A 15,272-nucleotide genomic window follows, 5' to 3' on the forward strand; every position below is an offset into this window, starting at 1 on the left:
AAAAAGAATTTACGCGAGAAGGTCACTGACCCTCTCAGAACTTCTCTTCATCTCTATCCTTATCATACCCAGGTTCACATCAACATCCGTTATGACAACGAGGATCCCCTCACCGGCGTCGATCATGAGGGTCTTACCACGTTTACCCTCAATCATGACCTGTTCCAGGGGTTCATGTTTTATCTCCTCGGCTGACCTCTCGGCTGTACCGAAGACTGCTGATGCCATTGCAGCCACGAGTTCGGCGTCGATGTCACCGGGGACTTCACTCTCTATTATTAGACCATCCTTACCCACAACCAGGGATCCGTTAACACCGTTGATCCTTCCAAGGTCCTTCAGTATCCTCCCTATCAACCTGAAAACCCCCTATTCAAACATCTTCCTCATGCATCTCCTTATGGTACCCTCAGCTGCACGGTCCCCCATGACGGTCTTCAGTTCACCTGTGAGGGCCTGTGCAGCCACAAGGTCTGTGTGTTTAACCTCCGCACCCTCAATCCACTTCATGACGTCATCGTTGAGGTCTGAGAGCTTCTGAAGGGCTGCGTCGAGTTCCTCCTGTTCATCCAGGAGGTGCATTGACCCTGCACTCTTTACGAGGAGCTCAGGGTTGATGGCTGCTGCCATCCCGTCAACGCCTGATGTCTCAACGAGGGATGCCATTGTCTGGAGTGTCATGAGTATCTGCTTCTCAACCATCTCCTCAGGGGCCTTTATGATCTGTGTACCCACGTAGTAGTAATCCAGGACACCTGAGAGTGCCACGGCTGTGACGAGTGAGCCCATATCGGCCACCGCTGAGGTAACGTCTGCGGGTACGATGTAGGCCTTCTTTCCTGTGCTCTCTGCGAGTTCAGCGCACCTCGCTATCTGTTCATCGGTTGCAATGTCCAGTTCTGCTGTGGGTCTCCCTCCGATGACGTAGTGTCCATGCTGGGGTGTCCCTGGCACGGCTGCCGGGTGCATGGATGATATCCCTATGTCAGTCCTCTCCAGTTTGAGTTCCTTCTCGAGGACGTAGTAGAGGACCACAGGGGATACTGTGCATGTGTTGGCTATGACTGAGCCCTCAGGGAGTTCAGGCAGTATATCCCTGGCTATACTGAAGGTCCCCTTACCGAAGGGTGTGAAGAGTACCGCTATTTCAGCTTCACTGGCGGCCTCCTTATCATTATCTGTTACCGTTACACCGGCTTCCTCGACCATGCTCCAGTGTTCATCGTCGAGGACCTCCCTTGAAGGCTCCGCCAGTACAACGTCATGTCCGGCCATAGCAAACTCCATGGCCATCCTGCTTCCACCGTAGGGTGCCTCCCCTCCGTACTTCCCGGGGAGGTTCAGTTCATCGGTATATAACTTCTGATTACCAGCACCGTAGACTGTCACCTTCATTGTTATCACTCTTTTTGGATTGGAAATCTACAGAAGAAAAGTTTAGTTCTGGAAGCTCACCCTATTAAAGTTTTTTCCTGATCCGGGACCCTGAGGACCCTGTTATTAATTTCAGGACCCTGTGAATGCTTTTATTACCTGAAAGGATTTCAGCCCACAGATGATGTAGTTATAAATAATCATTTGAACAGATAGAAAACTGGTTGATGTTCCAGAGGTGGGGGTTTGCTGTGAAAGATCTTCAGTCACGGATCAGAATATTACTTGAGGTCCTGTTACTTGTTCTGATGGGCCTTGATGGTTTTGCACTCTTCATCAGCGTATTCCTGCCACTGCAGCCCGGGACCTTCCAGGCCGTGGTCCTCCTTGACCTTGCGGTGAGTCTCATGGTCTCCGCTGCATACCTGATACAGCCGGGTTTACGTGAGAGCTGGAGGATCCCCTTGGTTGCCATACCCTTCTACTTCATCGGCGTTAAAATCCTTGGAGCGCCCCAGCACTCTCCTCTTCTTGCAGTCCTCAACCTCATAAAGGTTGCCGGTCTCCTGATGGCCGTCAGGGACCTTGCAGGTTCCGTCGGAGAGTTCATGAGGAGGAGCCGGCTGGGTTATGGAGTTGGGCTCTTCGTATCCGTGATATTCGTGTTCACCATACTCTTCTACATCGTCGAAAGCCCTGTCAACCCCCTGGTGGTGACCTATGAGGACTCACTCTGGTATGTGCTGCAGACCATAACCACCGTGGGCTACGGGGACATAGTACCTGTAACCTCCCTGGGCAGGTTCACGGGTATGGTCATAATGTTCAGTGCCATCGCATCCACGAGCCTCATAACGGCCTCAGCCACGTCCACGCTCCTTGAGACCCTCCGTGGAGAGCAGGAGAGGATAGAGTCAAGGAGGAGGGATGAGTTCAGGGAGATTAAAGCCAGAATCAGTGGACTGGAGGAGAGGCTTGACCGGATTGAGGAGATGCTGGGGGAGCTCAGGAGAGGGCCCTGATACTATTCTGTGGCTGTGCCGGTTGCGGTCACAGCGATGATGTCGCTGCCGATGGCCGTTACCTTCAGCTGGATATCCACAGCACCCCTGCCACCCATAGCCTCTGCATCGGAGAGCATCCTCTCAACTGCAAGTTTCCTGAGTTCATCAAGGTCCTCTGGATCCCCAACAGCCTCCCCCACAGCTATACCTATACCGGCACCGCTGGTCTCATATCCCAGGGGTACGGTACCATCTCCTCCTGTTAATCTGTCTCCCATACCCTTACCCAGGAGTCCCAGGGCGTACATGATGGCAGCTGCAAGGATGAAGTTCACTGTGGTGGGGAATGCTGCCTGGAATGCCAGGAGGAGGCCCCCGACCGTGAAGACATTCCACTGGATGGGTTCTGCAGGGAATAACCAGCCATATATGTTCACAGAGAGGAATACCAGTATGGCGCTCACAGCACCGGTGCTGGCCCCATATTTTCTTCCTGCGATGTAGGACTCCACGAAGCCCGCCAGGAGGGGTGATATTATGTACATAATGTTGAAGCCGAATACGACAAGCTGGAACTTAACAGAGACCACCGCAGAGGCCAGGCCCGCTGCGAGGCCGGCTGCCACAGCCAGGACAGCCCACCTGTACCTTCTCAACTCAGACCCCCCTCAGTCATCATCTTCAAGGGATACCGCTGTACCTGTGGCTGATACGAGTATGGTGTTCCCCATGGTCCCTCCCAGGTTGTGGTAGTCCAGGCGCACCCCTATGATGGCGTCAGCACCAAGTCTCTCTGCAGCATCTGCCATTGAGGACAGTGCAAGTTCCCTTGCCCTTGCAAGCTCCCTCTCATAGGCTGATGTCCTGCCACCCACAACATCCCTGACACCCGAGAAGATGTCCTTGTATATGTTGGCGCCTATTAGGGCATCGCCTGTGACTATACCATGGTACCTCTATATCCTCTTACCCTCAATCATCTGTGAAGTCAGCATCAGCATCCTGAAGTCCTCCCATTTTACTATGTTTCACCGGATTCATATAATGCTGGTGGAGGTCATGACCCCGCTTTTCTGGATGAAGAAAAAAATAAATGTTAAAGGTTACAGAGAATAACCTAAGGGGGAATATATGTGAGAGAATTTATAGTTGTGGGGGTTCTGCTTCTGGCCGTTCTGGTTTCAGGCTGCACAACAACCACCGAGACAGGTAACACGACCGTGCCGGATATACCATACAGGACCTATTCTGACAGTGAAATTTCCTTCAGGTATCCTGAATCCTGGACCTCTGAGAACCTGACCATTCAGAGTCCAAATGCAATTGCCGCTGTCGCGGATCCAGCATCTGTGGAATCATCAGGGAACATCGTAACCCTTGTGATTGTACAGAGCATTCCGCTGCCATCAGGTAAGACCCTGAAGGACGTCTATGATGAGACCTACAGGTCCTTTGAACAGCAATCAGGATATCAGCTGATATCTGAGAGGACACTCACCATCAATGGTGTGACAGCCTATGAAAACGTACACAGGATAAACGTTGATGGTGTTACGAAACAGGAACGTGCAACATGGCTCGAGAAGAACGGCAAGATCTACGTCATCCTCTGTGGAACATCACCTGAGAAGTTTGATGCAGAAAACAGGAACTTCGACCTCATAACATACTCATTCCAGGTGAAATGAGACACAGATTGAAGGATTCATAAAATGATCCCTGAAAACTCAGCACAGAACTGCAACCCAGATGAGTCACAGGAGAAATGAAACACAGGGTACTCCTCATCTTAATTTTTTCAGTCGCCGTTTCAGGATGCCTCGGCGACGGCTACAGGGTCTTTGAGAACCATGAAATCATCTTCCACTACCCTGCATCCTGGCGTCAGGTCTCCTTCATACACCCGCCAGTAGATGTGGATACCTACTACGAATATGCTGTGACGGTTACAGACCCCGAAAGAGGCCTTGAGACGGTGGCCACAGTCGAGAAGCTGAAACTGAACTGCAGTTATCCCGCTCCTGAGGGTGTGCTTGATAAAAGGAACATCAGCCTGAGGGGTTACCCTGGAGTTGAGTTCAGTTACCCTGAAAATGAGAGCATGGTGAGGGTTACCATTATAAGCACGCCACGCGGACGCTACGCCATAGTGTGCCGTGCAGGGAGGGATGACTTTGAGGGTGATCTGAAGAGCTTTGACCTCATAAAGTACTCCTTCAGGGTGAAGTCCTGATCAGGTTTACCGGATGTTGATCCCCTCTATCCAATTCTTATTTCCCCAAACCTTCTGAGGATATCTATTTCTTCTTCAGATATCTGAGGGTCTCCCCTGATTGTTACCGGTATCTCGCTGAGGGGTTTTGCCCTTGTCACATCATTTTTGAGTCTCTGATATACAGCGTTTATGGCCCACCCATAGTCCATGTTATCGGAATCTGTGACCCACAGGGTGTCGATGTCTGCGTTTCTCGCCCTTTTCGATTCCTCATCCCACATACTGATGAATAACCTGTCTTCCTGTCTCCATGAGTATTCCTCATCACCTATTATACCCACAACCTCCTCCACTCCATCCTCAAGGAACTTTGAGTGGCCGCAGACGCGGCAGACCACGAACTGGCCCTCCCGGGTGTGGATCTTCTTTGGCCTGAAGAAGTCCCTCCCACATATGAGTGTCCTGTAATTCTCCTTCAGGGCCCTCTGGGCCTTTTTTATCCTCTCAATGGCCCTCCTGGCAGCTATCCTGACCCCTTCCTCAGGGTCACTGAGGGCCTCCCTCAGCGCATCAAGGGCCACAGCATCCCCTGCCTCTCCAATGTAATCTGCGGCCCTGGCCCTCACCTCCGGATCAGATGAGTCCCTGAGGTATCCTGTGATCCCCTCAATGGCCTCCACATAGCCATCCATGTCCTCAGGGTCAAGAGCCCTGAATGCCCTTCTGAGGTCATCTTCCTCACCGGATCCTGCCTCCAGTTTTCCATGGAGGGAGGTGCAGATGGAGTGGAATATGCAGAGACTGCAGAGCTCGTTCTCCCTTGGAGGGAATTCCTCACGTCTTATCCTCTCAGCCACATCCTCAAGGAGCCCCTCCATGTCCTCTGTCGGTTCTATTTCATGCCATTCTGAATCCTCAAAGGTGTAGGCGAGGAAGCCGTCGAAGTCCAGGTTCAGTGCGTGCCTGTAGACTCCCAGCTGGAGTTCGATGTCCCTTGCATGTATACCCGACCCTGACATTGACTTGAAGTCCACCAGCTCCAGGCCGCCTTCAAGGTTCCTTATGATGAGGTCTGTCTGACCGGTTATCATGAAGCAGTCCCTCAGTATGCTGAAGGGCTTCTCTGCAGAGACTATCTCTGATGCACGGGACCTTATCTCATCAAGGTAGCGTTTTAGTTTTGATATGAAGGCTCTGAATCCATCAGGGGACATTTCGATGTCTCTGAGGGCATGTGATGCCAGTTCCTGAAGGTAATCATCTGTCACCGTCTCTCCACGCATCAGGCGCCTGTTTATCCTCCGGAGGCACTCGTGGACCGCCATACCGTAGAGCTGGTCCCTGGTTGATGGAACGTCGAAGCCGTACTCATAGAGCAGCATGTACCTGAAGGGGCATGTGAGGTAGGTGTTCAGCTCTGTGAAGCTGATCCTGAAGATCTCCCTGGTCTCAATGTCCTCCACCTGGCAGCTGTTCTTTATGATCTCTATCCTGGCATCCTCGGGGTCTATCCTCCCGAGCCTGTCACTGGTTATCCTTGAACTTTCAATGAGATCCTCTATGAACTCTGAGTAACCCAGCCGGCCCCTGTGGTTCCCGGTTGCTGAGATTATGAGCATGTCCTGGGCCCGGGTCATCCCCACATAGAAGAGGCGCCTCTCCTCCTTTTCCGTCTCTTCCTCCTCTTCCTCCTCTTCCTCCATCACATCACTCCTTATTGTGCTCCTCCGGAGTTCTTCAGGTAATTCGAGTTCACTCCTCCCCTGGACCTTCCTGGGTAATTTCCCATTGAACACCGAGCAGATTATGACCACCGGGAACTCAAGGCCCTTGGCCCTGTGCATTGTCATCATGTTGACAGAGTAGGGGTTCTCCAGGAGTATCTGGTCGTACTTCTTGACCCCGCGGGACATGGCCATCCTTATGAACTCCATTAGGCCCTCCACGCAGGGCTCTGAGGAGACGCGCTCGTAGTCCTTTATGAGTGAGCTGAACCTTGCCAGGTTGTAGAGTTTCTCCCTTGACTCATCATCACCCCTCTCAAGGAGCCTGTGGGGGTACTCTGTCAGTTCAAGGATCTCGTAGTACCTCTCAAGAACTCCGAGGTCGCTGTCTATGAGGCTGTTGAGGGCCACGAGTTTCCTGATGTCATCGGGGTCTGTGAATCCCGCCTCCCTGAATTCTCTGTACTCCCTGAGACCCCTTAATTCCTCCTCATCCATGTCCAGGATGAGGTTGACGCTGCCGGGGGTCAGGTCCATGAACTCGCCCTCAAGGTGTTCGTATTTCAGTTTTCTGATTATCTTCCTCCTCTCCCTCCGGGTGTGGTGGAGGAGGTGCATGATGTAGAGTATTTCCTCCCGGTCAAAGAAGCCTCCCTCACCGTATACATTGAAGGGTATGCCCTCCCTGCGTAGTTCATTCATTATCTCCACTGCATCGTGCTTCACGCTCCTGAAGAGGAGGGTCACGTAACCCTGGTGGGGGATGACACCATGGTCAACGAGGGCCCTTATTATCTCGACCACGTTGGAGGGTTCATCCTGGTGTGTGGGGTTGTCCAGGATGAATACCCTGTTCTCTGAGTCCCTCACGGGCCTTATGTCCTTGGGGTACTTCCTGTAACCATCCATGAACCGCTGGGTGACGTCAACTATGCTGGGGACCGATCTGAAGTTCTTCTCAAGCATGACGACCTCGGCACCGTACTTCTTCTCGAAGCCCAGGAAGTTCTCAGGGGTGGATCCCCTGAAACCGTAGATGCTCTGGTCCTCGTCTCCAACAGCGAACAGGTTACATTCCTCTCCCGCAAGGAGTTCAAGGAACCTCTCCTGTATGGGGTTGGTGTCCTGGTACTCGTCCACCATGAGGAACCTGTACCTTGACCTGAGGTCATCCAGGACCTTCCTGTCGTTTTCAAGGAGTCTGACGACCCTCCACTGCATCCCTGCGAAGTCAAGCAGCCCGGCCTCGTCCATGAGGTTGAGGTACCTCTGGTAGGCCTCTGCAACGGTCATCTCGAACTTCCTGGCCCCTGTCCTCCTGTGGTGTTCTATCAGGGTCTCGAGGTCGACCATGTTCTCCTGGCACTCGCTGAAGAAGGCCTGGATGCGGGGGAACCTCTCCCTCTGTACATTGCCGAGTCCCAGCTGTTCCCTGTGCTCGTATATGAACATGAGCTGGTTTTCCTCATCCAGGACATGAAAGTTTGAACCGAGGGGGTGATGGTCAGGGTACATCCGGAGTATGCGGTTGCAGAAGGAGTGTATTGTGGATATCTGCATCTCCTCTGCCCTTCCACCCACACGTCTGATTATTCTCTCCTTGAGTTCATCCGCGGCCTTCCTGGTGAAGGTTATCACGACGATGGATGATGGTTCAGCACCCCTCTCATCCATGAGGTGGGCGACCCTCTCCACTATGATCCTGGTCTTCCCTGCCCCGGGTCCTGCGACCACCAGGAGGGGTCCTGTGAAGTGTTCAACTGCTCTGCGCTGTTCATCTGTGAGCTGAATCTCCCCTGTCATGAATGGCACCCCATAAATGTTATTCTATCGTTTCCATCCACTTTTATAGTTTTTCCATTGAATTCTCCATGAGGTGTCCTCCACTGAAATTATTGAGAATAACTTAACATTAAGCTCAAAATTATTGTGAATAAGTGAATGGCTGATGGCTCCAACAAAAAACTTTATATTCAATAATTTTAATGTACATTATCATGTCATACTCAGACTATGAGGGGTGGGTATCGATAATTTTAGAGGTGATGTTATGAATGAGACCGTCGGGGAGTACCTGAATGGACTTGAGTTCCTGAAGCCCCAGGTTTCAGGGCCCATGGAGGTCATACCTGTCCGGGCTCCCGGGGGAAGTCTGAGCTATCTTACATTATCAGAGGCCATGGAAAGGGAGGTGCTCTGGATAGGGGAGGTTGATGAGTCGGGCTCGGTACCGCAGGTGCGTGCAGTGAACCGCTCCTCAGAACCCGTGCTCATAATCGATGGTGAGGAACTCGAGGGTGGCAAGCAGAACCGTGTGGTCAATGCAACAGTTCTATTACCTGAGGAATCCGGGACCATCATACCTGTGAGCTGTGTTGAACAGGCAAGGTGGTCCTACACCTCAAAGGAGTTCAGGGACCCGGGGAGGGTTGCTGCCCTGAATGTCCGCCTTACAAAGACGCGGACAGTTACAGAGAACCTGGAAGGGATGGCCGGACCCATCCTGGATTCGGGATCAGAGCAGGCACCTGAGGACAGAGCCGTGGAATTTTACCGTTCAAACCAGGGGATAGTATGGGATGAGGTGAACAGGCTCCACAGGAGGACAGGTACTGAATCAGGGACCTGGGCACTGGGGGACGCCTACATGAAGGAGGCAGATAAACTCAACAAATTCAAAAGACCATTCAAACCTGTGAAAGACCAGAAAGGTGTTCTCGTAGCTATAAACGGGACGATAGCTGGACTCGAATTTGTTTCAAGAACTGAGGCCTACAGGAGGCTCCATGACAGGATCATAGGAAGTTATGCCATTGAGGCCATGCTGCATGAGAGGGTCGGATATGGGGCCATAGAGCCGGGTAGCTTCATTGAGGAGATAATGGGTGCAGATGAGAAGAGCTACCCATCCCCCGGTTACGGTAGAGACCACAGGTACACCTCAGATCACATTACCGGTTCAGCCCTCACATACAGGGGTGAGGTGGTGCACTCTGTTTTCTTCAGACTGAGGAATGATTGCAGCAATACCAGAAATCATTGATTCCGTTAAAGAAACCAACCAGTAGATGTATCAATGACAATTTTAGAATGGGGATTGTCTTCTAGCATTATAGTCACCATGCTACCATCTCTAATCATCTCAAAAAATTTACCCTCAGAAATCCCAGATATGATAGCTGCAAGCGTTGAATTAACCGATAATCCTGTTGATCCAATAGCTACATGCTCTACTTCAGGAAAGCATCAAAGAAGATAAATCTAGTTGAGGGACCATCTCATCCGCCAACTTATCATGCGACCACAACGTTGCAGGGGCTGCCATGAAGGAGCATCTTTCATGGGGACCTGGTTTGTATAAAGGTTTCTTATCCGGCCAGTACCTTAAAGTTCCATCTGTTACTCTGGTTGTGGCTATGGCGAAGCCTCTCACACCTTCATAAACAATGGCATACATGGCCCCATAGTCTGCGCTGTAACCATTTGAAATTATATGGAACTTCTGTTATTATTGCTTTTTAATGAAGAATTTTATCGATCTATTTTTTTTCCCGGATTTAGTGGCGTTTAATGTGATTTTGATAATGGAAACATTTTTTGGGATTTCCAGTTTATATATAAATCTATTTCTTGTATCTAGAGGTATCTCCTGGTTATATATCCCTAGATCACTTGAACTGATTCTAACAGTTGCATTTACTTCTGAAGAACCATTTAAAATGCACTGTGTAGTGTTATTAGCTACAAAAACAATCATTTCTCCATTATCAGTATAACCCGCATTTACAAATCCATTTGAAGGATCAAAATTAAGACCAAGTAGAACCGAACTCTCAGCGGGATTTAAAAGGCAAACTGTACTAATTATCAGAACAATACCCAATAAGGAAGCGCTACAAATGGCGATGGCTTGACTTCTGGGGCTTTCACTAGACCACCATTTCCTATGACCCTCTGATTCATTTTCAAGAAATGCATAGAAATTTTCCGTTTCCTTCATAATTCTTAACTTTTTAAATCCAACAGCAAGAAATCCTCCTAGAATTACCAGAGCTACAAACTTACCCATGTGAAAGAAAAAATACATCAGATTATCTAAAGGAACTAATAACAATGTAATAATGATTCCGATAATGGTGCTTGATAGAAGTGTGTTTTTATATTCTTGGTTGCGAATCAATTGATAAATAAAGCCCACTGATACCACAATGATCAGCAAATAAGCTGGTGAAAGATAATAAGCACGAGTTGTTACTGTAATGTCCATTAAGTTACCTCCATTAAATATTACTATTTGTCATTTTTTGAAAACAGTAATAAGTTATTGTAGAAGATTCAATTATTACTCCTTGATTTTTAGGTATTTTAAATTTAAATGTATGCTGATCACCCTCATATAATACTGAAATAGATCTTCCAGGTAGCAGAACAGCATATTGAGTTTCTCTATATGATTTATCCCCAATGTAATAAACTACAGAACATTCTATAACCCAGCACTCATTATTAGGAGGAGTTCTAACGACTTTATAATGGAACCAACTATCATCTCCTCATCACCACCATATACAAAAATCATGAAATTACCATCGGGTGTCATTGAACTTCCCATAAAATTTGCTGGCTGCTCTTTTTCTAGATCCGATTGTGATGGAGTTATATCGTGATAATATTTTTCTAATGATTCTTTTAATGTATCCCAAAACCATTGTGATGGTCCTGATTCTCCCCAATACTGCGACATAAGTGGTAGGATGTAATTGGTGCTGTTAAACAGCCCATTTCTCTCGGATTCTGCTATAGATCCTGGTTTAAGAGTGTCGAGTATTTTTAGGGGTATTAATAGGAATAGCAGTGGTGATAATAGTTCCGCTGTTACAATAGTTTTTCCTTCAGAAACAGCTGTTCCAAACATGGCAACGATACTACCCAGAGAAATAGACACGTCACTAATTGAATCATAATCATCCGGCCTCACATTCAGATTACTCTTCAAACTCTCCGCCAACTGAATGCTCCGGTCGGTAATCTGATCATGGAAACAGTAAACACCACACAAGCTAGTCATAATATCCCGAACAATTCCAGTCTCAGGGTCAAGCAAAAGGATAAGATCATCTTTACCCTTCATTTTAAAGACAATGTAACCGTTGCTCATGAACATCTCTGGTATCTCACCATTAAGAATCCTATAGCATAAACCAATGGTCACTGAACTAACCTGTAAAGTGAAAGGACTTGTCATGTTAACAGGCATAATAGATGACATAACCCAATGCTCAAGTGGAGAATAAGCCAATGAACAAGCAAAACGGAAGGCCCAAACATTCTCTGGTGCACCAATTACGGTCATACCCATACCATGATCACTCTCCCCCGTAAGGTAAGTGTCCCGAGCATCATCACACACTGAAAACACCGCCATACTGGTTCTAGTCCAGGTAACATTGAATTTAGCCGCAGCTTGATCTGCTACCATATCGTGGCATTTAATCATTAAGAGGGAAGTCAGGAATGTTCCATAGGCTGCTTTCATTGCCCCTGGTTGGTAAAGTGATTTTTTATCCAACCAGTACTGCACCACACTATCAGTTACTTTGGTGGTGGCAATTGCGAAGCTTCTAACACCCTCATATCCATCTCCATTCATGTATACCATTGGACTTACCCTTAAAATAGGATTACCTGGAAAGTTAAGGTTTAAAGTCTCACCATCGTCAGGATCAGTGATGGTTATCGTCTGGGCACTTTTTCCAGGATAGAATATGGATATTATCAAAGGATCTATAAAGTATCTACGATAGTTCTTAATAAAAGCAATCTCACTATCTGTGAAATTATTTTGCTCTTTAACCAAAGCAAGAATGCCATCTTCCAGCTGATTATCCGTAAAATTCCAAAGTTGGGGGTTGCTTGCGATAATCAACTGTAATGGAAGATTAGATTCTATAGGCTTTAAAAACAATTGATTAATGTAGCGAATCTGTTTAAAGACATTCTCAGAATAGGAATGCCGGTAATATAGGTAAGCCACATTAAATACGGTCTTACTGGCCACTACATTTCCATTAACAATAAGATCTACTTCTTCCCTAAACATTCCAGTTTCCTTCCAGAGCACACTAACCCAAATGGTAGGATCATTCAAGGGAATCTCATAACTCAAAGTCAACGGATCATAACAGTAGTCCCACAATTCTGGCATCAACCCGGGTTCATCATAGGCAAGTGGATCCCCATACATCATATAGCAATACTCATCTATACCCATTCCAAGCTCCGCCCACGCTTTCTCCTCAAGTTCACAAAACGCATCCCAATTAAATTCCCAATGCCCTGAATTATGATCCAGCGCTGTGCTCCTAATAGTCAGGATGCCTTTAGCCGGTATCCTTGTAACAGTGGCAGAGACGCTTTGTTTGTCAACCGTGGCCGTGATATTAGCTGTGCCTGATAAGATGTTTTCCAGCAAAAGAGTGCCTGTTGCCTTACCATTCATTGTATACACTGGGGTTGTGATAGTTCCCATGTTGGTGGAGAATTTGACTGGAATACCATCCGGGACATGGCCTTTAGATAAGGTATCTTCTCCTATGTTGTTATGGGTCAAATCTGCTGTGATGGTGGAATTACCTAAGTTGTATATCTGATCTGGTGAAGCGTTCATCTGAAGTATCAGCCATGGATCATATTCAACTTCCCCTGATGGCCAGCTATCACGCCATGACCCATCATAATATTCTCTTGTTATGTAAATATCAGATGGTTCGGCTACATAATTTGGATCGTTTCGACTCCACCACGGTTCTACTACAAATGCTGGGTTATTTGAGCTCCACCAGTTATTAGTCGCATTAATCCTACCCTTATCAATGTAAAGTCCAAAATAGTTTTCAGTTATTCTGTTAAAATGAACATTTCCTGCAGAGTTATAGACGTAAATCCCGTAATCATTGGACACGATGTTATTTTCAATTATATGATTATCATCGCCATCATGCCCTGAATAACCATCACTCTGCAAATAAATTCCATAGTTATTGTCATTTATGTTGTTTCCTGATATCCTGTTGTTTAAGGATGTGGAGGATATTCCTGAGTAATGAGTTTGGTAGAACCAGTATTCATCCCACCATATTGGTTCCAATTCAGGATCACCTAGATATTGGTAGAGATTATAATAATCTGCATACTCTTCCCAGTCCGTACAGTCTGCTGGAATGTAGATACCCGTTCATTGTTCTTTATCATATTTCCGGCGATCTTGTTGTTCGAAGAGTTATACAGGTAGATCCCATAACAATTTCCAGTTATGATGTTATTATTGATTGTACAGTTGTTTGCACAGTCCAAATAAATCCCATATGAACCTGTTGCCCCGTTAATTGTGAAACCCTCAATGGTTGAACCACTTCCAGCTGCTGTTATGGTAAAAACAGGTTTTGATGGATCCAAAGCCTGAACAGTTACTACTTCACCTGAAAAGGGCCTTATTGTAAGCTTTTTATTAACGACAACATTTTCTGTGTAGGTCCCAGCTTCAACCTCTATGGTATGACCATCCAAAGTTAGAGGATCATCTATAGCTGCCTGGATGGTCGTATAACTTATTCCTGTGTTAATATTTTTTGGATCCGAAATTCTTGAGGTATTATCCTGCTCCATCACCTCTGGATTGTCAGTACCATTTACATCATATTGCTCCCGTGTACCTTGGGAAGCTGTGTAAACAGAGTCATTTTTTGATTGCTGCATGGAAACCGTTCGATCCTGACTTGTTGCGTCAGCTGCTACAGCTATCCCTGCTACTGCAAAGATGGTCACAAACAATCCCATAAATATAAGAGTCCTTGAATTTTATTCATAATAACATCTCAAAATTTATTATTAAATTTATTATTATAAAGCATATATAATACTTTCTATTTATTTAATATTATTAATTAATTCAAAAAAATTCAAAAAATGTAATAACAAAAAACCAAGCTTTATCCCAGGTATAGGAAATGTTGCATGAACTCTCCATCTTATGTGATGAGTTTAACCTCATACTTCATTAACCGTCATATTTAAAATGTTGCACCACCACTCCTGGTCCCTGGACTACACAAACCTTCCCACCAGCGGGGGCCCTCGACGGCTGGCAGCATAATGGGTGAACGGCTCCATCACCATACCCAGCCTGATGTTGGGGAACATCTTCATAACTGTCCAGCCGACCCGTGGCTGGGATGAGGTCACAGACTACCATAACCCATATCTGCCACCCCACCACCAGTACATAGCATTTGATGCAGCTGCAGGGTCATCATCCAGTGCAGGTGAGGAGGGCGAAACCGGGAAGGCCTATGAGGTTTCAGCCTCAAAAAGCAGCGGTTCAGCAGAGAGTCAGGTCCCGATCTATGCACTTCTCGGGGTTGTGACACTTGTCCTTCACTTCAGAAAAAATAAACACAAGTTCCTTTTTTAATGTAAAACATTATAACCCATTCAAACCCTTGAAAGACCAGAACGGTGTTCTTGTAGCTATAAACGGGACGATAGCTGGACTCGAATTTGTCTCAAGAACTGAGGCCTACAGGAGGCTCCATGACAGGATCATAGGAAGTTATGCCATTGAGGCCATGCTGCATGAGAGGGTCGGATATGGGGCCATAGAGCCGGGTAGCTTCATTGAGGAGATAATGGGTGCAGATGAGAAGAGCTATCCATCCCCAGGTTACGGTACAGACCACAGGTACACCTCAGATCACATTACCGGTTCAGCCCTCACATACAGGAGTGAGGTGGTGCACTCTGTTTTCTTCAGCCTGGGGAATGATTGTAGCAAGACCGGTTAGCGTGCTGTGATAAGAAACAACCACAAGCAGGTCCACCCATTACCCTTCAAACCCATCATATAAATTTTACCTTATAAGAATTAAAGTTAATTTTAAATACTGCCTTCCTTAAAGT

The 15,272-nt window shown here is 47.2% G+C and carries 14 protein-coding genes; 6 read left to right on the plus strand and 8 right to left on the minus strand.

The window, feature by feature from the left end; genetic code table 11:
- Positions 1–9: 9 nt before the first annotated feature.
- Together tca_RS02325 and tca_RS02330 are read right to left on the minus strand one after the other, a co-directional pair.
- On the minus strand, positions 10–357 hold the full coding sequence (locus tca_RS02325) for a roadblock/LC7 domain-containing protein (RefSeq protein ID WP_286709081.1): 348 nt from the start codon (positions 355–357) through the stop codon (positions 10–12).
- A 12-nt stretch (positions 358–369) separates the two neighbouring features.
- A complete protein-coding gene (locus tca_RS02330) occupies positions 370–1,395 on the minus strand; it encodes a H(2)-dependent methylenetetrahydromethanopterin dehydrogenase-related protein (protein WP_286709082.1) in 1,026 nt (341 codons plus the stop codon).
- A 230-nt stretch (positions 1,396–1,625) separates the two neighbouring features.
- Between tca_RS02330 and tca_RS02335 the strand changes: the two genes are divergently transcribed.
- Positions 1,626–2,396: an ion channel gene (locus tag tca_RS02335; protein ID WP_286709083.1), complete on the plus strand. Its 771-nt coding sequence runs from the start codon at positions 1,626–1,628 to the stop codon at positions 2,394–2,396.
- Positions 2,397–2,398: 2 nt separating this feature from the next.
- Here the strand turns inward: tca_RS02335 and tca_RS02340 are convergent, their stop codons facing one another.
- Positions 2,399–3,034: a heavy metal-binding domain-containing protein gene (locus tca_RS02340; RefSeq protein WP_286709084.1), complete on the minus strand. Its 636-nt coding sequence runs from the start codon at positions 3,032–3,034 to the stop codon at positions 2,399–2,401.
- Between the two features lie 12 nt (positions 3,035–3,046).
- The gene (locus tag tca_RS02345) at positions 3,047–3,322 is read right to left on the minus strand and encodes a YbjQ family protein (protein ID WP_286709261.1); all 276 of its coding nucleotides are present in this window, start codon (positions 3,320–3,322) and stop codon (positions 3,047–3,049) included.
- Positions 3,323–3,511: 189 nt separating this feature from the next.
- On the opposite strand from tca_RS02345, the gene tca_RS02350 reads away from it, so the two are divergent.
- The gene (locus tag tca_RS02350; RefSeq protein ID WP_286709085.1) at positions 3,512–4,066 is read left to right on the plus strand and encodes a PsbP-related protein; all 555 of its coding nucleotides are present in this window, start codon (positions 3,512–3,514) and stop codon (positions 4,064–4,066) included.
- Positions 4,067–4,143: 77 nt separating this feature from the next.
- Positions 4,144–4,611: a hypothetical protein gene (locus tca_RS02355; RefSeq protein WP_286709086.1), complete on the plus strand. Its 468-nt coding sequence runs from the start codon at positions 4,144–4,146 to the stop codon at positions 4,609–4,611.
- Between the two features lie 26 nt (positions 4,612–4,637).
- Here tca_RS02355 and tca_RS02360 read toward each other — a convergent pair whose 3' ends face one another.
- Positions 4,638–8,120 carry a UvrD-helicase domain-containing protein gene (locus tag tca_RS02360; protein ID WP_173402626.1) on the minus strand — a complete coding sequence of 1,161 codons (3,483 nt, stop codon included), beginning with the start codon at positions 8,118–8,120 and terminating at the stop codon, positions 4,638–4,640.
- A 247-nt stretch (positions 8,121–8,367) separates the two neighbouring features.
- On the opposite strand from tca_RS02360, the gene tca_RS02365 reads away from it, so the two are divergent.
- Entirely contained in the window at positions 8,368–9,360 is a 993-nt protein-coding gene (locus tca_RS02365; RefSeq protein ID WP_286709087.1) for an ARPP-1 family domain-containing protein, read from the plus strand.
- A 465-nt stretch (positions 9,361–9,825) separates the two neighbouring features.
- Here the strand turns inward: tca_RS02365 and tca_RS02370 are convergent, their stop codons facing one another.
- From tca_RS02370 to tca_RS02380, 3 genes are all read right to left on the minus strand, one after another.
- Complete coding sequence (locus tag tca_RS02370; RefSeq protein WP_286709088.1) at positions 9,826–10,584, minus strand: hypothetical protein; 759 nt, start codon at positions 10,582–10,584, stop codon at positions 9,826–9,828.
- Between the two features lie 219 nt (positions 10,585–10,803).
- The gene (locus tag tca_RS02375) at positions 10,804–13,464 is read right to left on the minus strand and encodes a NosD domain-containing protein (protein WP_286709089.1); all 2,661 of its coding nucleotides are present in this window, start codon (positions 13,462–13,464) and stop codon (positions 10,804–10,806) included.
- A gap of 11 nt (positions 13,465–13,475) precedes the next feature.
- Entirely contained in the window at positions 13,476–14,153 is a 678-nt protein-coding gene (locus tca_RS02380; protein ID WP_286709090.1) for a NosD domain-containing protein, read from the minus strand.
- A 319-nt stretch (positions 14,154–14,472) separates the two neighbouring features.
- Here tca_RS02380 and tca_RS02385 point away from each other — a divergent pair, with 319 nt between their 5' ends.
- Positions 14,473–14,787, plus strand: a complete 315-nt coding sequence (locus tag tca_RS02385) for a cobaltochelatase subunit CobN (RefSeq protein ID WP_286709091.1) — start codon at positions 14,473–14,475, stop codon at positions 14,785–14,787.
- A complete protein-coding gene (locus tca_RS02390; RefSeq protein ID WP_353681341.1) occupies positions 14,744–15,157 on the plus strand; it encodes an ARPP-1 family domain-containing protein in 414 nt (137 codons plus the stop codon). Before tca_RS02385 ends, tca_RS02390 begins: the two co-directional genes overlap by 44 nt.
- The last annotated feature ends 115 nt before the right edge of the window (positions 15,158–15,272 follow it).

It is taken from the genome of Methanothermobacter sp. EMTCatA1 (genome assembly GCF_002356395.1).
GTDB lineage: Archaea > Methanobacteriota > Methanobacteria > Methanobacteriales > Methanothermobacteraceae > Methanothermobacter > Methanothermobacter thermautotrophicus.